This window comes from Spirosoma horti (assembly GCF_054776595.1).
The window spans coordinates 578,494-599,725 of sequence record NZ_BAAHBQ010000006.1 but is presented as its reverse complement, the minus strand read 5'-3'; the positions used below and the strand labels follow the sequence as shown (position 1 = coordinate 599,725).

Sequence of the window (21,232 nt, the reverse complement as noted above, 5' to 3'; positions counted from 1 at the left end):
GACAGAGTAGCCCTATCAGAAAAATACGCCTGAAAATGTATCTGGCAACGAGCCGGTCAGTAAACAGGGATTAACCGGTTGCTACGATACACTTTCTGGTACAGTAGCAACGACCATATTTACAATAGAAGCAATTCGATCGATATCCGCTTCGGCCAAATCGGGATACATGGGCAGGCACAATACCCGAAGCGCCACATCTTCTGACACGGGGCAGGGCTGAGCGGTATCTGTGCCAGGCGCAAATGTAAAGTCGAGTGTGTTGAGCGATGGGTAAAAATACCGACGGGGCATAATTTCATCGGCTTTCAAGGCTTCCATCACCCGTAGCAGGGTTTCTTCCGACTCAAAAACAACCGGGTAGTAGGCATAATTATAGTCCATACCGGGTAGTAAGGAAGGTCGGCTGATTTTACTGAAGTCCAGTCGATTGTCGTAAAAGCCAAACCGTTCCTTTCGGGCCGTAATCAATTCCGGGACTTTCGGCAGAACACATAGCCCCATCGCGGCATGTAACTCCGAATTTTTTGCATTGATGCCTACGCCGTAGTAGGTATCATTCTGATGACCAAATGAGCGAAAATGATGCAGCTTTTCGGCCATCTCCCCATCGTTGGTCACAATGCAGCCACCTTCAACGGTGTGAAAAACTTTGGTAGCGTGAAAACTACAGGTACTCAGATCGCCATAACTTAAAATGGACTGACCATTATAGCGAGCCCCGAACGTGTGGGCCGCATCGTAAATAACTTTCAGGTTATGCTTGGTGGCAATGGCCTGAATCTGCTCAATGCGGCAGGCGTTGCCATATACATGGGTAGCCATAATAGCCTGTGTATTCTCCGTGATGAGCGACTCAATCTTATCTGGATCGATGTTATAATCGTCCGGACGGATATCCGCAAAAATGGGCGTACATCCTTCCCACAACAGGGCATTGGTTGTGGCAACATACGAAAATGGGGTCGTAATGACCTCTTTCTTAATGTCCAGCGCTTTTAAGGCCAACTGAAGAACGATGGTTCCATTGGTGCAGAACTTCAGGTATTTTACATCCAGAAATTCTTTCAACTGATCTTCAAGTTTCCGAACAAGTGGACCATCGTTGGTTAAATGGACACGCTCCCAGATCCCTTTCAGGTACGTATTGTACTCGTCGAGGTCTGGCAGATATGATTTAGTGACATTAATCATCAATCAATAAGGAGATAAGAGTCAACACGAAAAAAGGTGGTAACAATTCTTTATAAACGGTTACCACAACTCATTTACTGTTCACTCGTGACAGGTTCCAGCATTTTTGTGTGGAAGGGAAATTGGGGGCGTACATAACCCGGCCATTTGCCATACCAGGCAATTCCTTCCCGGTAATCTTCCACATCAAAGGTAATACCTTCTTCCATAACGTAGAGTGGGGTTACGGTATCCTTAACAATCATCATCGAGATCGTGTAGGAGCCGTCATTCAGAAAATACCCCGGAATGGTACACTCGCCCGCAATGAGGCCTTTGCCATACGGCTGCGAGAGCGTTCCAATATTAAAGATACACTCACCCGTCATCGAATTGAGGTGCAGGCTCAAATTCAAATTGGCATGGTCCATCAGGTTCCAGAACTCAAATCGGAACGTCATCGATGTGCGAACATCAATATGCGTGAGCTCGTCCAGATAGTCGGGCACAAGTTCGATCCGGCGAACGCGGACCAGGTCATTACCGGGAGCTTCTTCAGGGGTGGCCCATTCGCGGGCAAGCCGTGTTTTTGATACTTTGCTGAGGTAAGAGGCAATTACCTGGTTGGTTTCGCCTTGTTCAATAAGCCGGCCTTTTTCAAAGTAGAGCGTCTTGTTACAAAGCGCCTGCACGGCCGTAAGGTTGTGGCTCACAAAGATGATTGTCCGGCCGCTGGCGGAATTGTCCCGCATTTTACCGAGGCTTTTTTTCTGAAATTCAGCATCGCCTACGGCCAGCACCTCATCGACAATCATAATTTCGGGGTCCAGGTGGGCCGAAATAGCAAAGCCCAACCGGACATACATACCGGATGAGTACCGTTTCACGGGTGTATCCAGAAACTTCTCGACGCCAGCAAAAGCGACAATTTCATCGAACTGTTTCCGAATTTCGCTGCGACTCATGCCCAGCAATGATCCGTTCAGGTAGATATTTTCCCGCCCGGTCAGCTCCGGGTGGAAGCCGGTGCCAACTTCAAGCAAACTGGCTACCCTGCCTTTGATGCGTACCGTGCCGGTAGTCGGTTCGATAATCTTGCTCAGAATCTTAAGGATGGTCGATTTCCCTGCGCCATTATGCCCAACGATACCCACCCGATCCCCTTGTTCAATGGCAAAGTTGACATCACGCAGTGCCCAGAATTCTTCGTGGGTAACGGTATTCTGATCTTTCTTACTGCCGAACATTGCCCGGAAGTTTTCCGTAATAACATCGCGCAGCGTATTGGCACCTTTGCCCTTCTGGTGGTCAATGATGTATTGCTTGCTTATATTTTCGACAGTAATAACCGACATAATTTGGTCTCCTTTACGCCTTACAAAGTGCGCTTGCACGCAGTAAACCGTAATACGTTAAATATCATCAACAAAAGTATTTTCGCGTTTACGAAAAAAGTAAAGCGACAAAAATAAGCAGACGCCCACTATGCCAACCGATAAGAGCAGACTTTGGGGGTTAAAATACGCTTTTTCGCCCAGTAAAGACCAGCGAAAGCCATCAATTATACCGACCATAGGGTTCATCCAATAAAATGGATACCAGAATTCGTCCGATTTCCCTTCGACAAGGCGGCTGCTGTAGGCAATTGGACAAATGTAAAAGCCGACCTGAACAATAAACGGAATAAGCTGGCCAATATCTCTGAATTTCACGTTAACGGCAGCAAAGAAAAGTCCGAATGCGAACGAAGCCAGTAGGGCCAGCGCAATGAACGCGGGCAGCAGAAGCAGGTGCCAGTCGGGTACGAATTTGTACCATATGGCCAGTACAATAAACAAACCCAAAGACACCAGAAAATCGATAAAACTAACGGCTACCGAGCTGATGGGCATGATAAGCCGGGGGAAATACACCTTGGTAACCAGGTTGGAATTCATGGTTACGCTGTTGCTGATCTGGGTAAAAGCGGTTGCGAAAAATGTCCAGACCGTAATGCCACCCAGAACCATCAGTGGATAGGGAATACCCGGATCGGCGGGAAGCTTCGCAATTTTGCTGAACACAAGCACCATAATCATCATGGTAATCAGCGGACGAATAAGCCCCCAGGCTGTTCCCAGGGCAGTTTGCTTGTATCGTACAGATACATCCCGCATCGATAGGATAAGCATCAGCTCGCGGTTTCTCCACAGATCGCGCCAGTAATGCCGCTCAGAGCGACCAGGTTGAATAATAACTTCGTGGGTTTTCAAAATTGTTGGTAATGAGAATAGCGGGAAATAATATGAACACGGTTAATCTTTCATAACGGAGCGATAAGTCTCCCGAAGAAAAATAACGATAAGCGACAAAATAAGCCCTAGAACAATGCCGATTTGCATACCGGCTGTCTTAATAATCTCCCGATACAATGGGTAATAAACGGGCTTGATAATGGTGAATAGCGGTGTTTCCCGAATAAGCGATAAGCGCATGTTGTCGGCCTGGGTAAGCGCCTGGTAATAAAGCGTTGTCAGGAAGCTGGAGTTACGTGTCAGTTTACTTTCCCGGATTCGAGCCTGAGCTACAATAACCTGCTGATTCTGATCCATATACTCCGCCAGCGATGTCTCCGTTCCTGAGATGCGTTTGGCAAGGGAGTCGGCTCGCGAGGTAAGAAGATCGTACATCTCACGGGTTTTTTTCGTCTGTTTTCTCTGGTAATCAGCCTCAATCGTTTTCAGGTGATTGGTCAGAAAGGTAGCAGCCAGCCGTTCATCCTCCATAAAACAGCTCAGTTCCATAAAGGACGATTTCCGTTCCGGCTGTTTAACGGCCATTTCTGTGCCGATGCGGGTATAAATATCCGACATGGCAAGCTGCTCCAGTTTCGTGTATTCGCTCGGGAGTTTGGCCCGCTTGAAATAAAAGGCACGAAGTGAGTCATTATCTTCCCACTCCTTATCTCGTATGCCACTGTGCCGTATGTAGTAATTGACCAGCAGCGTGTCTTTGCCATTGATGGTATCAGTCTGCATGAGGGTTTTCTCAACGACTGGCCGGGATTTGGCGTAGATCAGAAAGTTATCACCCACAAAGATATTGGCATCCGGTGCTCCCGAACTTAAACCAAAAGCGCCTGCCAACTGCCCGAGTTCGCCAAAGCCACCGCCTGATGACCCACCGCCCAGGTTAAACATAATGGTACCCGTATAGGTGATTCGGGTCTTATGAGCCAGGTCATAGATGAATCCAATAACCCCGCCGATGGTGACCAGGATGAGCAGTAATTTCCAGTTGCGCTGAAATACATACTTTAGTTGAGCAATACGCAATACAACAGATTTTGGAGAAATCTGGTCAGGAGGCAGCGGTCGGGAGGCTGCCAGTTGATTCGTATTAATTGTATCGTTTTCGTTTGTAGAAGCCATACACGGGAAATGCCTGTTTATTGAACTCGGGTGATCAGGAGAAGCGTAGTGACAAGCGTCAACAAGGAACCGGCGATGCCAACGGTCGATCCTAATATTTGTTGAGCCGTCAGCGGAACAGCTGTCCGTTTTGGAATAACTATTTCAGAGCCTGGCTCAACGCGCGGATATACATTAAAGAACATAAACTTACGGGTCCGGTCAACGGAACCATTGGCGTAAATAACGAAGGCCCGCTTGCGCTGCGATTTAGAGGTGAACCCTCCAGTCTGTGAAATATAGTCTTGAAAGGTCTGTCCGGTTCTGAACTTAACCGTGTTGGGTAATTGTACTTCACCCTGTATCCGTACCGTTTCGAGTAATTTAGGAATGCGCAGCGTATCGCCTTCCTGAAGCAGAATATCTTCTGAGGAGCCGGGCTTGGCCAGAATTTTCTTCAGGTTGATGCCAATCGCTTCGGAGGTGTTGGGCGAAATAACTTCTGTCTCTACGACCGTTTTGCTCGCATTGTCGGCCACTTCTTCAATCGCCTTCTGTCTTCTTTTCAACTCCTCGTTGCTAAGTTTAACGGGGCGAATAAGTGTTGCTCCTTCCACATAGGCCTGTGGTGTCAGGCCACCTGCCTGCACAACGAGATCGGAAATTTTCTGATCCTTGCTCCGAATGGGATACGATCCGGGAATGATTACTTCACCCGCCACGAACGCATACGTTTGAACCGCGTAGTTTGGCGACCGGCGCACAATGATTTGATCGAAGGGCTCCAGAATAAAATCTCTGTTGGCATCGGTATTGATCGACAGGTCCCGATTCACATTGAAGCGGAAGGTTTCGGCAATCTGAGCCGATGGCGAACGGGGATCGGCATCCTTTTTCCGACGGATCACTTCCACCATCGAAGCGGCTGCCGATTCTTTGAGGCCACCTGCCCGCAGCAGGATATCGTTCAGTGTCATATTGGCCATGTAAGGCATGCCTGGGTCGGGCAAATTTACTTCACCAAGTATCGAAACCGTTGCCTGCTGCACCAGATCGAAGCGCGAGGGAATAATGACCTGGTCTTCGCGTTGCAAAGGAATGTCGGGATCGGTACCAGCCAGTACATTGGCCAGGTTAATCGACAGGTTTTCAATAGCCAGATCTTCCCGCGTCCGAACGATTGTAATACGTCCTGTAAACGCATCGCCTTTGAGACCCTCAGCTGTATTGATGAGTTGTTTGAGTGTACGGTTATTGTCGAGTGAATACTGGCCCGTTCGGTAAACAGCGCCTTCAATCGTAACCTGGTTTTCGAAACGATCAAGTAGCCGCTCAACGTTGACAAGATCACCATCCTGCATGACGAAGGTTTTGAATTCTGGCGTCGTCACGTCGATCACTTTCACCTCACGGTCGGTAAGCCGGGTTACCTTCAACCGGTTTTTGTAGGCCTGAGCCGCAAAATCACCCGCGTAAAAAAGCAGACGCTCCAGCGTCTCCCCAGGAATCATTTCAAAAATATTGGCCCGTTTTACGGTACCTGCAATTTCTACTTTTTCAAGAAAGGTCGTGAAACGGATGTTGTCGTTGTCCTGCAAACGAAGGTCGTTGCGTTGAATACCATTCAACAGGTAATCATACAGGTCGAGGGTAGCAGCTATTTTATTGTTTCGGATGAGCTGGACCTTGCGGTAGGAGCCGATGTCGTTCGGGCCGCCTGCCTGATAAATGGCATTCATCACGGTCGATAACGACGAGAGCGTATACGTGCCGGGCCGCACCGCATCGCCGGTAACCGTTACGCGTATACTGCGTATCGTTCCGCCGAGTGAGACTTCGAGAAACGTATTTTGTGGGCCATAGGACGAGTTGCGTAAACCGACAAACCGCTTTGACAGCCGGGATATAATCCGCGCTTTCGTTTGCTCAACGGTCAGGCCTGATACAAAAACCGGCCCAATACCGGTGGCCTGTGCAAAGTAGACATTGCCATCGGGCGAAACGGCCTGAGTAAAGTCGGCTTCCGAATACCCATACATTTGGATATTGAGCTGATCGCCAGGGCCAACGACGTAATTACGGGGCGTTGCAATGTTTAAATTAGGTTCAAACGATTTTTCCATGGCCGGATCGTTGAAGAGCGAATACCCAAACGTTTTCCGGCGATTTTCTTCTTGTTCACGACGTCGAGCGCGTTCAGCTCCTGCCTGAACGAGCTCTTCGTCGGTTTGTGGCCCCTGGTCCGTTGTGTCCGTTGGCGAAACCTGCTGGCCATTGGCATTGGTCGGATTAGTGGCCTGCTTTCTATCTGTGCGTGATTGTGACGTTGGCGATGTACGGCCTTTAACGGCAGGTTGAGCCTGACCCGAACGTCCTTTTATCTGTTGCTGAACATTGGCTGGCAGGTTATTTGCATTAACGCCCTGTGGCAGGGCTGTACCTGCTGGCAGGCCGGATTGTGCACCAGGACGAGCTAAACCGGGCGATGCTGTTGTGCCCGCTCCCGACGGAAGTGCTACTTGTGCCTGCGCCGTTATCCCAATTGCTGATAGTAACAGAATGGCTATACGACCACTAAACCGCCGTTGAGCAAAAGCGACAACAAAAAGAAAAAATTTTGGCGATAAGACGTGGAAAATTCTTAGATTTTGCATATTTTTAAGATGTCGAACGGCTCGGCTACGATAAAGATAAAGCCATTATCTAACGAATAATCAGCTCAAGTAGTACATAGTGCAGTTCAGTCGGCAAAGTAAGCGAACTTTTGTTGGATTATAAACAGTTTCATAGTGTGTGGTTAATTTTTATCCTTCCGTGAGACAGGGTATAATTTTTCCAATGTTTGCTTATAAAGGCTCCTACGCCTTACAGCCCCTTTTCGTCTTTTAGTTAATTAGTTCATATGGCAGAATTGCTCAATCAGTCTGTTCAGTACAATGAAGATAGTATCCGCTCACTGGATTGGCGTGAACACATTCGTCTGAGACCCGGTATGTATATCGGTAAACTCGGCGATGGATCGGCGGCCGACGACGGGATCTATGTTCTCATAAAAGAAACCATCGACAATTGCATTGATGAGCACGTAATGGGCTTTGGTAAAGTCATTGATGTGCGCGTCACAGACCATCGGGTAGAGGTGCGTGACTATGGCCGGGGTATTCCCCTTGGTAAAGTAGTTGAGGTCGTCTCTAAAATCAACACCGGTGGTAAGTACGACTCGGGGGCCTTCCAAAAGTCGGTCGGCCTTAACGGGGTAGGTACCAAAGCGGTCAATGCCCTGTCGACCTATTTCCGGGTTCAGGCATTTCGGGATGGACGTACGGTCTGGGCCGAATTTGAGCGGGGTGAACTCAAACAGCAGGGCGAAGATGTGACGAACGAGCGCAACGGAACGCTCATCTGCTTTGAGCCGGATGATACTGTATTTAAGCATTTTCATTTCATTCCCCAGTTTCTGGAAAACATGGTCTGGAATTATTGCTATCTAAATGCAGGCCTTACGATTTCGTTTAACAAACAGAAGTATATCTCGCAGAATGGATTGCTTGATCTGTTGCGCGATAAGACTAAAAAAGACGAAGAATCTCTCCGCTACCCGATCATCCACCTGAAAGGAAACGATCTGGAAATTGCCATGACCCACGGCAACCAGTATGGCGAGGAGTATTATTCATTCGTCAATGGGCAGTATACCACCCAGGGCGGAACTCACCTCAACGCACTCAAAGAAGCGGTTGTCGAAACGGTCCGGCGTCACTTCGATAAGAATTACGAGGTATCGGATATTCGTTCATCCATCATTGCGGCCATCAGTATCCGGGTTCAGGAGCCCGTGTTCGAATCGCAGACGAAAACAAAGCTAGGCTCACAGAACATGTCGCCTGAGCAAAATGCGCAATCGGTCAGTTCATTCGTTAAAGATTTCGTCAAAGAACGCCTGGACGATTTCCTGCATATGAACCCGGCCGTTCGGGAAGCGCTCAAAAAGCGAATCGAACAGTCGGAGCGGGAACGCAAAGAACTCGCCGGTATCAAAAAGTTAGCCAATGATCGTGCCAAAAAGGCAAGTCTGCATAATAAAAAACTACGCGACTGCCGCAACCACCTGCCCGATCTGAAAGCCGAAGATCGCTATCAGTCAACCCTGTTTATCACCGAAGGGGACTCGGCCAGCGGATCGATCACAAAATCGCGTAATGTGCAGTCTCAGGCCGTGTTTAGCCTACGCGGTAAACCACTCAACTGCTTTGGTCTGACCAAAAAAGTGGTTTATGAAAATGAAGAATTCAACCTGCTTCAGCACGCGCTGGATATTGAAGAAGGACTGGAAGGATTGCGCTACAATCGTATTGTGATTGCAACCGACGCCGACGTTGACGGAATGCACATTCGCTTGCTGATGCTGACGTTCTTTCTTCAGTTTTTCCCCGATTTGGTACGGAACGGGCATTTATACATTCTCGAAACGCCATTGTTCCGGGTGCGGAATCCGAAGAATCATAAGGAAACAACCTACTGCTATTCGGAAGAAGAAAAACAGGCCGGTATCGATAAGCTGACCAAAGGCGGGAAAAAGGTAGAAATAACCCGGTTTAAAGGACTTGGCGAGATTTCACCGGATGAATTCGGCTTGTTCATTGGCGAAAACATGCGTCTCGAACCCGTCATTATGGAAAAGGAAACCTCCGTTCCCAAGTTGCTGAGTTACTATATGGGCAAAAACACGCCCGACCGCCAGCGCTTTATCATCGACAACCTGCGTATTGAAAAAGACGTCGATGAAGTCGCTTTAGTATAAGTTTTAACGATTAAGCGTAGCAGTCATAAGGCGTAAGTCGTAAGTTTGTCAATTGGAGGTAGTGAACAACTATTTACCAAGGCAATACCTACGACTTACGCTTTTTTTTATGACTTTAGAGTCCCTCCGTAATGACATTGACGCCCTCGACGATCAACTCCTGACGCTGCTGAATAAGCGTATGGAACTGGTCCGTAAAGTAGGCGAGCTTAAACGGTCAACAAATACGGTTATCTACCGGCCCGAACGGGAAAAACAGATTTTAGATCGGTTGGATGAACAAAATAATGGGCTTCTGAACCGACCGGCCATCGAAGCTATTTTCCTGGAAATCTTTGCCGTATCCCGTAACCTCGAACTCCCAGAACGGGTAGCCTACCTGGGTCCGGAAGGCAGCTTTACCCACCAGGCGGCCGAAAGCCGTTTTGGAGCGATGAGCGCGTATATGGCCCTGCCAACGATACGCTCGGTATTTGAAAGTGTCGAAACAGGGCGCGTTCGGTTTGGCGTGGTGCCCATCGAAAACAACCAGGAAGGCGTTGTCGAGGAAGCCATCGATCTGCTGCTTGAGAAAGACCTGCGGATTGCGGCCGAAGTTCAAATTCCGGTGCATTTCACCTTCGCGACCAAAGCGGAGAATCTAGCGGACATTACGCACATCTATTCTAAAGATATTGCTTTTCGTCAGTGCAGCCGTTTCCTGAATGACTACTTTGATGATTTAAAGGCCGAACTGGTGCCGGTAGAATCGACCTCTAAAGCCGCCAAACTGGCCACGCAACAGCCAAATACGGCGGCTATCTGCTCGCATATTGCGGCTAAGCTGTTCGATGTGCCGGTGTTGTTCGATAATATTGAAGATAGTGACCTTAACCGGACGCGGTTTCTAATTCTGGCCAAAGATTTTGTGAATCAGCCCAGCGGTCACGATAAAACGACGTTGATTGCCCGGCTGCCCAACACGCAGTCGCCGGGTGTGCTGGCTGATTTTCTGCAGGAGTTCAACGCCCGAAGCATCAACCTGACTAAAATTGAAAGCCGACCACTGCGGGATGGCGCTACGTTCCGGTACTGGTTTTTACTCGAATGTGAAGGACACGCCAGTGATCCGGATTTGCATGAAATTCTGAATCACCACTCCGCCGAAGTGAAATTGCTGGGTAGCTATGTGCGGGTAAGTTAAACAGGGTTAGTTTTTTATCGGTTGTATAAAAAAATGCTACACAAATGGAAGCCAACACATCATCTGAGAACCCCGAAAAGCTCGACCGAATTGTCGAAGCCCGGATGAAACTCAAACGTCGGTTTGAGGATAAGATGGCCCAGACGCCCTCCGTGGCCGACCGTATGGATGGTCCAGAAAAACCACGGGGCTCTGGTCCGCTTAATCGGCATGGCATGCCTACCATTCCTGTTGGACAAACTGTTACGACGAAATGGCCCGTGCTCGATCTGGGGTACCAGCCGGGTATACCCCTCGATAAATGGCAACTCAATATCGACGGGGAAGTAAATCACCCTGTCCGGCTCAAATGGGATGATTTAATGGCGCTGCCACAGGTTGAGGATGTCAGCGATTTTCACTGTGTGACGACTTGGTCGCGCCTGAATGTTCCCTGGGTAGGGGTCCGGTTTATGGATTTAGCCGCGCTGGTCGATCCAAAAGGCACGGCTACGCACGTCATGTGCTATGGCTACGATGGCTATTCGACGAACGTTTCGCTGGAGGAAGCTCTCAAGCCCGACGTACTGCTGGTGCATACCGCTGATGGAAAACCATTGACCCAGGAGCATGGTGGGCCGCTTCGCATGATTACGCCCCAGTTATACGCCTGGAAAGGGTCCAAATGGATCAAGCGCATCGAGTTCCTCGACAAAAATCAACTCGGCTTCTGGGAAGAGCGGGGCTATTCAAACACCGCCTATCCCTGGCGGAATGACCGATATAGTTAACGTTGTAGAGACGCATACTTGCGTCTCCTATTGCCGGATGGTTTGGTAACGGCTGACGCAAAGGAGACGCAAGTATGCGTCTCTACAACGTTATGATTCGATAAACCCATAACACAACATGTGGCAGATGGTCATTTGGGCGTCTTCTACGCGCCCATAATGTTCATCCTGAATAACGATGGATTCGTGAGCAAGGTCGGCTAATCGTCCGCCTTTTCCCCCAACAAGCGCAATGGTTGTCAGATCATTGTCATTTGCCCATTGAACGGCCTTGACTACATTGGGCGAACTACCGCTTACGCTCAGTGTCAGCACCAGATCGCCGGGGCGGGCATAATTCTGAAGCTGCCGAAGGTAGACATCTTCGTAAGCGTAGTCGTTGCCGAGGGCCGTAATCCAGGATACATTCTCGTTCAGCGACAGGCATCGGAAACGGCGTCCCATCCGGTCCGATGCACTTTTACCGAGGTCAGTAATAAAGTGCGACACATTCGACGCACTGCCTCCATTGCCAAAGGCGAAAAGCTGCCGATCCTCTTCCCAGCATTTTTTGATAAGATTAATGATATGCTCCACCTTTTCGGTTGGGATGGCGTCGTAAGCCTGTTTTTGCCGGTCGATATACTGTTTGAAATAGATCTGATTCATGGTTTTAGAAATTAAGAATGAAGGGTCCTGAATGAAGAATAAAACATAAAGACTTTACTTGTGAGCCTATTCTTAATTTATCATTTGTAGCTATTCGCTAACATCAGCGCACCCACCGGTACGGCATCTTCGCCCAATTTAGCCAATAGCACAACTGGAGGTGGTTGAAATGATTTCATAACAAAACGTGGTAGCGTTTGCCGGACAGCCGCTCGAAGCGGCTCACCGATGAGCGACAAGCCTCCGCCCAGCACAATGGCATCCGGGTGAAACAAATGCGTCACGTGGGAAAGGCCCAGTGCCAGGACGGAACCGATCTGTTCGATCAGCATGCGGGCAACGGGATCACTTGCTTCGTAAGCCGGATGTAAGAAACGGGCTTCTTTGCCCACAGAGCCCGACGCGTGTGCCTGCTGAACGGCAATCTTCAACGCAGAATCATCGGGTAGTTGCGGAATGAGGTCTCGTATTTGCTGATCTACTGCCCACCCCGACACCGTCTGCTCAATGGTTTGCCCGGGTAATGGGTTTCCATCGGCACTTTCGCTGGGGGGCACGAGCCATAAATGGCCAATCTCGGCTTCGCCCGGCATGGCTCCGTGGTATACCGTTTTGTCGATCACCATGCCACCCCCAACACCACTACCGAGCGTGACATAAAACACGCGGTTAAAACCCGTGGCTACGCCACTTCGGGCCTCGCCAAGAGCGGCCACATTCGCATCATTCTCGACCTGGATTTGGGCGTCTGGTAAGAGTTCGGTAAGCCAGCCCGCCAGATCAACATTTGCCCAGCCGCCAATTTGGTGGGAGGTCGCAATCCGGCCGGTTTGCCAATCGACCGGACCACCGAAGCCAACGCCAATCGCCTGGGGTAGTTCGGTCAGCTGGCGAATGGTCAGGGCAATTTGTGCCCGGATGCCGTCGGCACCCTGCTCCGGGTCAACGGCGTAACGGAACCGCTGGGCAATCTTCCCATTGCTGTCACCGGTTACGATCTGCAATTTTGTTCCGCCAATTTCAATACCGAGATTCATAGAAAGGTGGGTGATTTTTGACTGGTTAAAGGGAAATTTAGGAAGTGACTACTAGGACTTGGTCAACGATTACTTACTGCTCCGGTTCATGGTGGCCCGGCCGAGGTAAATCTCATCGCCTTTTAGAGTGATAGTCGTGTAAAACGAATAGCCATTCTGAATATAGCGCATCATGACCTTGTTAGTTTGGTTCGCTTGCGCATAGGCTTTGCTGGCGGCTATCAGGATCTGATTACCATTCACGATGGCCCGCACAAAAGGTACATCGTGGGTCTTGAGTTGATTGGCATTGTATTTATACCAGGTCTGGCCACCATCGTAGGAGCATTCGGTTGCTTCATTAAGGTACGTTTCGCGCCCATTGAACAAATCGCTGTGGTGTTTGAAAAGGCGCCATAGGCCATGAACATAATGTTCATAACAGGTATAATTTCGATCGTTGCCAAGCCCTTTCTGATTTGGATCGCTCGGTGAGGGCTGATCAGGTACCAGATCCGTATGATCATCCCAGAATAAAGCACCATAAGCCCCTGTAAACCAGTAAAAAATTCCCATGCCTTCGGCTACGGCGGGCGGAGCCGCATGTTCCGCTTTACCGCTGTTAGGTAGCTCACTCTGCGTATTGAAGAGCCATTGCCAGGCAATCCGTTTTTTGGGAGACAACTTCATGTTGACCTCCTGTTCGCCCAGAAGAGCGGCCAGCCAATGGCGGTCGCCGTCGCCGGTATGCCGAATCGAATAGTCAAAATCAGGGTATACATAATAAGTACCCGGCATCTGAAAATCAGCATAATCCCCAAACGATTTACCCACGATATCATCGGGCATTCCGCGCTGACGGCTGTTGTTCGTGTGGCGGGCCGGCATCGTCCAGAGCCATTCGGGCGTGGCTCTATAATCTTCGGCCCTCGAATACCCCACGCTGTTGTGTAAGACCGGTGCAATGGAACCCACCTGCGTTTGTGGGCTGACGTTTTCCTTGATCGTTTTGATCATGTAGGTATACAAATTGGCCTGCTCCTGCCGATTGCCCACACTGGTATTGTCATTTTCAATATCCAGAAAAATGAAGCCGTAGGTATTTTTCATACCACCGGGCGGACAGTCACCAAAGCCCAGGCAGGCTCCGCCAAGCTCAGTAGATGCCTGGAATAAGGTATTTCGGTTTAGGGGCGCTGGTCGGGCACCGGGCGCTGCGGGCGCTGGTCGGTAAAGAGTTTCGCTTGCTTTCTCGCTGTTCTCGGCCCACGATAACCCGAAGGCGTCCCTGAAATAACCCCGGTAAACGATCCAGGCGCGCTGGCTGAGTTGAAGGGCGCTTTTCCAGCCTTTTGCCGGAAAGCCATCCTTCCATAACTCAACGCCGGGTACCATTCGGGTCTGGTCGACGGCGGAGAAGCCGCGCCGGAAAAGCTTTGACCGATCCTGTTGAACGTGCAGGTTTCGACCGGCACCGCAAAAGGTAATTGTTTTGGTAGCCGGCAACGTAAAGTCGCTGACGATGTCGAGGTTATAAAATCCTTTGCGCGTGCTGGGCGTCGGCGTAAAGCGGGATCGGGGGGTGGGAGCCAGGGCTGTTTGCGTTGGCAACGGGCCTTGTAAGCGAACGGCTTCTACTGGTTCGGACTCGTTCGATTGCCAGTACCAGTAGCCTGTACCCGCTAAACTGACCACTAAACCCAGGGCAAGTAATTTCATAAATGGCTTCAAGATGGTTGGGATTGTGATGGTCGGTCGCTGCGTTACACCGTACCAGTAAGACAAGGGCAACCGAAGTTGCCCCGTCGTGATCTATCTGTCCTGCCTCAAGTTATTCCTGATCGATGTACCGCTTCGTAATGGGTTGATACGAGTCAATCCGGCGGTCGCGGAAGTAAGGCCAGGTGGTGCGGTATTTTTCGGAAAGAGCCAGGTCAACCGGTTGAACATGAACCAGTTCCTGATCATGGGGAGCCAGGTAAAGCAATGAGCCAAAGGGATTGGACACGAACGATCCGCCCCAGAACTGCTGATCGGCCTCACGGCCAACGCGGTTCACGGCCACCACGTGCACGCCGTTTGCAATGGCATGACTTCGCTGAATGGTCTGCCAGGCGTTATATTGTTCGGTATTTTGCGCCGGATCGGGCTCGTTGGTATCCCAGCCAATAGCGGTGGGGTAGAAGAGGATCTCGGCACCCATCAGTGCCGTAATGCGGGCGGCTTCAGGATACCACTGGTCCCAGCAGATCAGAACGCCAATCCGGGCAAACTTTGTATCGAATACTTTATACCCCAGATCGCCGGGCGTGAAGTAAAATTTCTCGTAATAACCGGGATCATCCGGGATGTGCATCTTCCGGTACTTACCCAGGTAGGTGCCGTCGGCATCCAGAACGGCTGTTGTGTTGTGGTATAAGCCCTGGGCCCGTTTCTCGAACAGAGACGCGACAATAACGACGCCTAACTCACCCGCCAACTGCGCCAGCCGGTCGGTTGTGGGGCCGGGTATAGCCTCGGCCAGGCCAAAATTATGGTGGTCTTCTACGTCGCAGAAATACAGCGACGTAAACAACTCCTGTAAGCAAACGATTTGGGCACCTTTCTGAGCCGCTTCGCGAATGCCGCTGATGGCTTTTTGAACATTGGTCTCGACATCTGCCGAGCAACTCATCTGCACTAAACCGATATTAACGTTCTTGGACATGGTACAAAAGTAGGGGGTTCTTCACGGATGGCCCCAACTTTTAACAAAAAGGTTATTGGACGGGTTCGAGGAGAAAGTTTTTGCGGGCGCGGGCTAACGTTTGTGCTGTAGGGTTCGTAGTTTGCAGTACTAAACCTCCTTTGAACGACTGACGCGTCAAACGACCATCCCGAACCTAAAAATAACACAGTTATGACCTCTCGCAGAACCTTCCTGCATACGACGGCGCTTACCGGCGTTGCCGCAGCCATTGCGCCCAACGCCCTTTGGGCGGGTACCAGACCCGCCAAGGATAAACTGGGTGTGGCGCTGGTTGGCCTGGGTTACTACAGTACCGATTTGCTGGCCCCGGCTTTACAAAAGACGAAAAATTGCTACCTCGCGGGAATCGTAACGGGTACGCCCGCCAAGGCCGAAAAGTGGAAAAAGCAGTACAACATTCCGGATAAGAATATCTATTCGTACCAGACCTTCGACCAGATTGCCAACAATCCCGACATCGACGTTATTTACGTGGTTTTGCCGCCTTCCATGCACGAGGAATATGTGGTCCGGGCGGCTAAGGCAGGCAAACACGTCTGGGTAGAGAAGCCAATGGCGGTTACGGCCAAAGAGTGTCAGAATATGATTGACGCCTGTACGAAGAATAAAGTATCGCTGGCCGTTGGCTACCGGCTTCACCATGAACCCAACACGCAGGAGTATGTAAAGGGCCTGCGGGACGGTAAAATTGGCAAGATCCAGATGGTTAGTTGCTCGGCGGGGTATCTCGACAACCGTACTGATCACTGGAAACAGAAAAAAGAAATGGGGGGCGGTGTCATGTACGATATGGGTGTATACGTGTTGCAGGGAGCCCGGCTGGCAACGGGAGAAGAACCCATTGCCGTAACCGCCCAGCAATACACGACCCGGCCAGACATCTATAAAAATGGCCTCGACGAAACGACAATGGCCCAGCTCGTTTTTCCAAGTGGCGCCCGGGCGGCCGTTCAATCCAGTTACGGGATGAACATGAACTTTCTGGATGTAACGGGTAGCAAAGGCACGTTACGGATGGAGCCATACTCGGCTTACAACGGCCAGAAAGGCGTCTGGAGCGGAAATGGCGGTAAAATTGAACACCCGTATGAAGTGCCCTCGCAGCAGACTATGCAAATGGACGATGATGCCCAATCCATCATGAACAAGAAACCGATGCTGGTGCCGGGAGAAGAAGGACTACGTGATATAAAAATCGTAGAGGCTATCTATGAAGCTGCCCGAACAGGTAAGCAGGTAAAGATTAGTTGATAATTTTTATGATTAAACGCAAATTGCCCGGTAGTACAAGTATACTGTATTGTAAGGTGTTATCGAGTATAGTGTTTTAGTTGTATTCTAGTGGTGTTTTTGTTGTGGTATATAAAGTCGGGCGGCTCATTTGGTGAGCCGCCCGCTTTTTGTTTATTTCGCTTGTCAACCCCGTATGCCTATGCAACCTGCCGATTTTACCAGCCTTTCCGCCGACCAGCAACTCGACACTCTTTATTTTACGGGAGACATTCTCGCGAATCGCTACGAGGGCGAGAACATATTCTTGCTCTATAACCTGCGCGACTTCTACGTTGAACTTCGTTACGACGCCTACAACAACAACCTGCATCAGGTGACGGCGTTTCGGGATATGGGCAAATTAGAGCCGTATCTTCCGTACCTGTCCATCTAAATCCGGATTTTCTGGCGTACCAGATCGAGCCATCGTTCCCGGCCTTCACACGTCCAGTGGGTATCGCTCTTTAGATAAGGCGATTTGGGGCTTGCCTTGAAGGCTTCGTAGGTGTTGATCGTTGGTACCCGCAGATTGGGGTGTTGCTGAATCCGTTCGATCAGATGATTGTAGGCCCCTCGGTTCGCTTCCACAATACTGGCTTTATTCGGAATCATCGAAAAATACACCGCGTCGAAACCAAGGCGTTTATACCGTTCCGCGACAGAATTGATGCTATCGACCAGAATGGTAACGTCCTGATCCGATACATGAGCAAAAGACGAATTCAGCGTCTTGGACGTATCGGTATCACTCCGCAAAAATACATTTTTGTGATCTTTCGATAAACTAACACTCGAACTTTCCCGATTGAACCAGTTTAGGGTCAGACTTGCTTTCAATTCTTTGAACCAGAAAGCCCAGTCGCGACTAAACAGAGCCGATTCGAGTCGTTCTTCCATATCGCTGCGGTGGAACTCGTTGCTGAGTCGCTGGCGCAACGGGAGCTTCGGGGTGGGCGTCTTGATGGTATCAGTCTGCACAACGAACTCGTTGATGGGCCGGCGGAAGTGATCGCGGATGTGCCGTTCTACCGATTCCATCAGCAACACATTCTGCTTCGTCGGGTCAAGTTGAACCCGTTGCTGAAAATCCCAGGCAACGCGCTGAAAGTGGCTCACCCGAAAGTCGGACTGGCTGAGTCGTTCCGGTTCGGAGAAGCTATCGCCAATAATATAGAGATGAGTCGAAGCCGTATCGCTTGACCGGTTAGACGACGCACAAACGGGTTTAGGCTCTTTAAACTGAGGCAGTGCTGAAAGACGATATAGGTCGCCAAACCGGTAATCGTCCACAACGATGCCTGCCTTGTAAAGTCCGTGCAGGACCGTACTCGACAGACCACCACCCCAAAGAATGAGGGCAATTGCTAAAATGGTATAGCGTAAAACGCGCATGATTGTAGAAGGGCAGGCCGTCATGACCCTTATTCCCGGCTTATTTTTACCTTAATCGAATACTGAATAGTTGCACCGCCTGTTGCGCGCCACTGAGAATGTACAATTCATTGGTGCGTTCATCAAATTGCAGCGCAACGGGAAAATCGCTTGGAATCGGGCGGTCGTTCAAAATTCGACCGTTCAGGTCGTAAAGCATGGTGAAACCACCTGATTTAACGCTAACCAACTCTACACCAGCCCCAAGCCGGTGGTAGCGAATGTTGTTTCGTCCGGATTGTAAGGCACGTACGTCGAACCGACGCTGTCCCTGCTGATCCAGCACAGCAATTTCGGTATCGGTTGTCCGAAGGAGTAGCCAGTTCGTTTGATCTTCATCCGGAAACAACCGAAAATAACCCCGCCGAATGGGTCGATACAACTGAATTCGCTTCGCGATCAAACCGTTTGCATTGATGGTTAATAGTTGACCTTCGTCGGTAATAGATCGAATCTGCGTTTGGCCGGGTGGCAGGAGGGCCGGGCCAACAAATCGAATTTCGGGCTCTTCCTCATTCGTCCGCTCAATTTTGGTCGGGAAGTGCGGATACTGCGTTCCGTTTTCCCGCCAGTAATTCAGCGTACCATCCGACTGCATTGCCAGTATGGCCATACCCGATGGCGTAACCATCACCTGAAACGGAAGCTGCAAGGTATCTTTATGAGGAGCTGTCATGAGCCGCACGAAGGTTCGGCGCTGGCGGTCGAGTGCGTAAATGTGCCCATCTTTATGAGCGGCCAAGGCAACCATGTTCCGCTGTTGGCTACCCCGTGGCCGGGCCAGAAATGAAGGGTCTATGCCCTTCGGCAGGGGTATGGCCTGGAGCGCCACTTCCTTACGGATACGGACCGGATCGGCTATGTACAATGTACGATCTGTCATGAACAGATACTGCAACCGGCCATTATTGAGGAAGTCTACACCCAGGGCATTGCTGCGGATGGGGCCGTCGGTATTGTTCTGAACCAGCTTATCGCCATCGGGCGTTACCAGTACGAATTGTCCGGCGCTATTCTGGGCATAGAACTGAGCGGAACTATCGCTTAAATTACCCGTTACGATAGGTGCCGAAATGAGCGGTGCGTTGAACTCGGTTTTCTTTTGGAGGAGAACTTTATTGAGCACCGCCCGGCTGGCAGGTCGGGTCGTGCGGCCCAGTATGACCGTCGATTGAATGTTTTCATTCCCGTAACTGGCTTGGTAAGCCATGTTTTCCAGATTAGCCAGTGCCGACGTACCCGTTGCCGGGTCTACCTGATCGAGCAGGTTTTGCCAGCCCAGGGGCCAACTGGTAAGCACGCTCCGTTGGCCCCGGTTCAGTCGGGCAAAAGCCGTGAAATTGGCGGGGCGCAGGGTGGAGTTCAATAACTCGGCCTGCCGGGGGTCAGCTGTCCAGACGGCTCCCCGCTGTACCTGTTGCAGATAGTCCTGCAAGGCATCTTCACTGTTGGCTACAATCAGCGAGGTGCCATGCTGAGTGATCCAGCTTTGGGAAAAGCCCGAAAACAAACTGCTGAAGAGCGACGCAGGCAATTCCGGGATATTGAGTAACAGAATTTTATGGCCCAGATAGCTTTTCGGATCTGTCGCTATTTTGGCCCCTGACCGAAGCGCTACCTGCTGATAAGCATTCGCCAGCTTTTTACCATCCTGAGCGGTCAGAATCAAAATTTGTCGCAAAGCACCCGTTGGCGATTCCAGACGGCACAGCATTATATCCGGCCCCAGTGACTGATACAAGGGTTTGGTTTCGGGTTGTATCTGCTTGAAGCGATCCCGCAGAAAATCGCTGGACGCCGATCCTAATAGATTGCTGAGGGACTTGCCAAACTGAGGGGCATCGCTGATGCCAATGTGATACAGTGTCGCCGTTGTCTGTGGAATCAGATGGGCATATTGAATGCGCCGGGGCGTTTGATTCGCAAAGAGGGCCGCTACATCCTGCCGGTTGCCGATTCGGTCAACAGCGTATCCAATTAGGTGAGAACGCGAAGCTGATTGCCGGAATTGAAGATTCAACTCTTCCGGTAGAAAGAGCCTAACTAGCGAGCCCACATTGCTGAACAACGACTGAAGCACTTCGGGACGTACGAACAGACCTGCTAGATGGTCTCCATCGACCCGAAAGTCGGGTTCGGTAGTCGTCAATTTGAGCGACTGATGCATCCGTTTGGCCACGTTCTCGATCAGAATACCCGATACACTGCCCACTAAAAAGCCATCGGTCAGAATAAAAGAACCAACGGGTTCATTACCCCTGGCAACCAGGTCAAGGATTTTTTCACCAGCAAAGGTGTGATTGAGAACCCGATATTGCCGTGGGTCGGGGTTAGTAAGTCGATTCAGGAACGCCTGATCTTGAGCCGTTATAGGAACGTAAAAGATGAAATCGAGCGTCGTTTTGGAAATGGAGTGCAGCGAGTATCGAATGTTCCGTCCGGAAACGAATTTGAGTACCGTAGCGGAATCAGCCGTCGCATAGAGGAACCGGTCGAGTTTCTGGCGAGCTTCGTCAAAGACCGGTAGTTGGCGGAGCGAAAGCTGGGTACGCAGAACGCGGGCCGAAACCGTGTCCTGAAGCCGGTCGCTGGCAAGCACCAGTAAAGCACCGGGTGGCACCAGAGACCCAACAGTCCGACTTGCCGGAAAAAACTGTCGGTACCCCAGCCAGCCACCAATCAGCAGCAGTACGGCACCAACAGCAAGCCAGAGACTTCGTTTCATTTATTACTGAAGAGGAGTTATAAGCCGCATTACAAGTTTCGGTTGACTGGCGCAGACTATCCCACGCATCAGCCA

At 50.4% G+C, this 21,232-nt stretch carries 16 protein-coding genes; 5 read left to right on the top strand and 11 right to left on the bottom strand.

The features are described 5' to 3' along the window. Positions 1 to 81 precede the first annotated feature (81 nt). From ACYVAM_RS21190 to ACYVAM_RS21170, 5 genes are all read right to left on the bottom strand, one after another. Positions 82 to 1,194, bottom strand: a complete 1,113-nt coding sequence (locus ACYVAM_RS21190) for a DegT/DnrJ/EryC1/StrS family aminotransferase (RefSeq protein ID WP_461070707.1) — start codon at positions 1,192 to 1,194, stop codon at positions 82 to 84. A gap of 74 nt (positions 1,195 to 1,268) precedes the next feature. Beyond that, on the bottom strand, positions 1,269 to 2,528 hold the full coding sequence (locus ACYVAM_RS21185; protein WP_461070705.1) for an ABC transporter ATP-binding protein: 1,260 nt from the start codon (positions 2,526 to 2,528) through the stop codon (positions 1,269 to 1,271). Positions 2,529 to 2,585: 57 nt separating this feature from the next. Beyond that, positions 2,586 to 3,425: an ABC transporter permease gene (locus ACYVAM_RS21180; protein ID WP_461070703.1), complete on the bottom strand. Its 840-nt coding sequence runs from the start codon at positions 3,423 to 3,425 to the stop codon at positions 2,586 to 2,588. Between the two features lie 42 nt (positions 3,426 to 3,467). Continuing rightward, positions 3,468 to 4,583, bottom strand: coding sequence for a hypothetical protein (locus tag ACYVAM_RS21175; RefSeq protein WP_461070701.1), 1,116 nt, complete (start codon positions 4,581 to 4,583; stop codon positions 3,468 to 3,470). Positions 4,584 to 4,600: 17 nt separating this feature from the next. Continuing rightward, on the bottom strand, positions 4,601 to 7,216 hold the full coding sequence (locus ACYVAM_RS21170; RefSeq protein ID WP_461070699.1) for a polysaccharide biosynthesis/export family protein: 2,616 nt from the start codon (positions 7,214 to 7,216) through the stop codon (positions 4,601 to 4,603). Positions 7,217 to 7,464: 248 nt separating this feature from the next. Between ACYVAM_RS21170 and ACYVAM_RS21165 the strand changes: the two genes are divergently transcribed. From ACYVAM_RS21165 to ACYVAM_RS21155, 3 genes are all read left to right on the top strand, one after another. After that, positions 7,465 to 9,363 carry a DNA topoisomerase IV subunit B gene (locus tag ACYVAM_RS21165; RefSeq protein WP_461070697.1) on the top strand — a complete coding sequence of 633 codons (1,899 nt, stop codon included), beginning with the start codon at positions 7,465 to 7,467 and terminating at the stop codon, positions 9,361 to 9,363. 109 nt (positions 9,364 to 9,472) lie between these two features. Continuing rightward, positions 9,473 to 10,546, top strand: a complete 1,074-nt coding sequence (pheA, locus tag ACYVAM_RS21160; protein ID WP_461070695.1) for a prephenate dehydratase — start codon at positions 9,473 to 9,475, stop codon at positions 10,544 to 10,546. Positions 10,547 to 10,590: 44 nt separating this feature from the next. After that, positions 10,591 to 11,316 carry a sulfite oxidase-like oxidoreductase gene (locus ACYVAM_RS21155; RefSeq protein ID WP_461070693.1) on the top strand — a complete coding sequence of 242 codons (726 nt, stop codon included), beginning with the start codon at positions 10,591 to 10,593 and terminating at the stop codon, positions 11,314 to 11,316. Between the two features lie 90 nt (positions 11,317 to 11,406). On the opposite strand, the gene ACYVAM_RS21150 is transcribed toward ACYVAM_RS21155, so the two are convergent. The 4 genes from ACYVAM_RS21150 to ACYVAM_RS21135 all read right to left on the bottom strand — a co-directional run bounded on the left by ACYVAM_RS21150 (position 11,407) and on the right by ACYVAM_RS21135 (position 15,687). Next, positions 11,407 to 11,964 (bottom strand): D-sedoheptulose-7-phosphate isomerase, encoded by a 558-nt coding sequence (locus tag ACYVAM_RS21150; RefSeq protein ID WP_461070691.1) that lies wholly within the window; start codon positions 11,962 to 11,964, stop codon positions 11,407 to 11,409. Between the two features lie 80 nt (positions 11,965 to 12,044). Beyond that, the gene (locus ACYVAM_RS21145) at positions 12,045 to 13,001 is read right to left on the bottom strand and encodes an ROK family protein (protein WP_461070689.1); all 957 of its coding nucleotides are present in this window, start codon (positions 12,999 to 13,001) and stop codon (positions 12,045 to 12,047) included. A 69-nt stretch (positions 13,002 to 13,070) separates the two neighbouring features. Continuing rightward, complete coding sequence (locus ACYVAM_RS21140; RefSeq protein WP_461070687.1) at positions 13,071 to 14,699, bottom strand: hypothetical protein; 1,629 nt, start codon at positions 14,697 to 14,699, stop codon at positions 13,071 to 13,073. Positions 14,700 to 14,811: 112 nt separating this feature from the next. Then, entirely contained in the window at positions 14,812 to 15,687 is an 876-nt protein-coding gene (locus ACYVAM_RS21135; protein WP_461070685.1) for a carbon-nitrogen hydrolase, read from the bottom strand. A gap of 192 nt (positions 15,688 to 15,879) precedes the next feature. On the opposite strand from ACYVAM_RS21135, the gene ACYVAM_RS21130 reads away from it, so the two are divergent. Together ACYVAM_RS21130 and ACYVAM_RS21125 are read left to right on the top strand one after the other, a co-directional pair. Then, entirely contained in the window at positions 15,880 to 16,980 is a 1,101-nt protein-coding gene (locus ACYVAM_RS21130) for a Gfo/Idh/MocA family protein (RefSeq protein WP_461070683.1), read from the top strand. 181 nt (positions 16,981 to 17,161) lie between these two features. Further along, positions 17,162 to 17,395 carry a hypothetical protein gene (locus ACYVAM_RS21125; protein WP_461070681.1) on the top strand — a complete coding sequence of 78 codons (234 nt, stop codon included), beginning with the start codon at positions 17,162 to 17,164 and terminating at the stop codon, positions 17,393 to 17,395. On the opposite strand, the gene ACYVAM_RS21120 is transcribed toward ACYVAM_RS21125, so the two are convergent. After that, positions 17,392 to 18,393 (bottom strand): hypothetical protein, encoded by a 1,002-nt coding sequence (locus tag ACYVAM_RS21120; RefSeq protein WP_461070679.1) that lies wholly within the window; start codon positions 18,391 to 18,393, stop codon positions 17,392 to 17,394. The genes ACYVAM_RS21125 and ACYVAM_RS21120 overlap by 4 nt on opposite strands. Positions 18,394 to 18,439: 46 nt before the next feature. Further along, positions 18,440 to 21,157, bottom strand: a complete 2,718-nt coding sequence (locus tag ACYVAM_RS21115) for a hypothetical protein (RefSeq protein ID WP_461070678.1) — start codon at positions 21,155 to 21,157, stop codon at positions 18,440 to 18,442. Positions 21,158 to 21,232 lie beyond the last annotated feature (75 nt).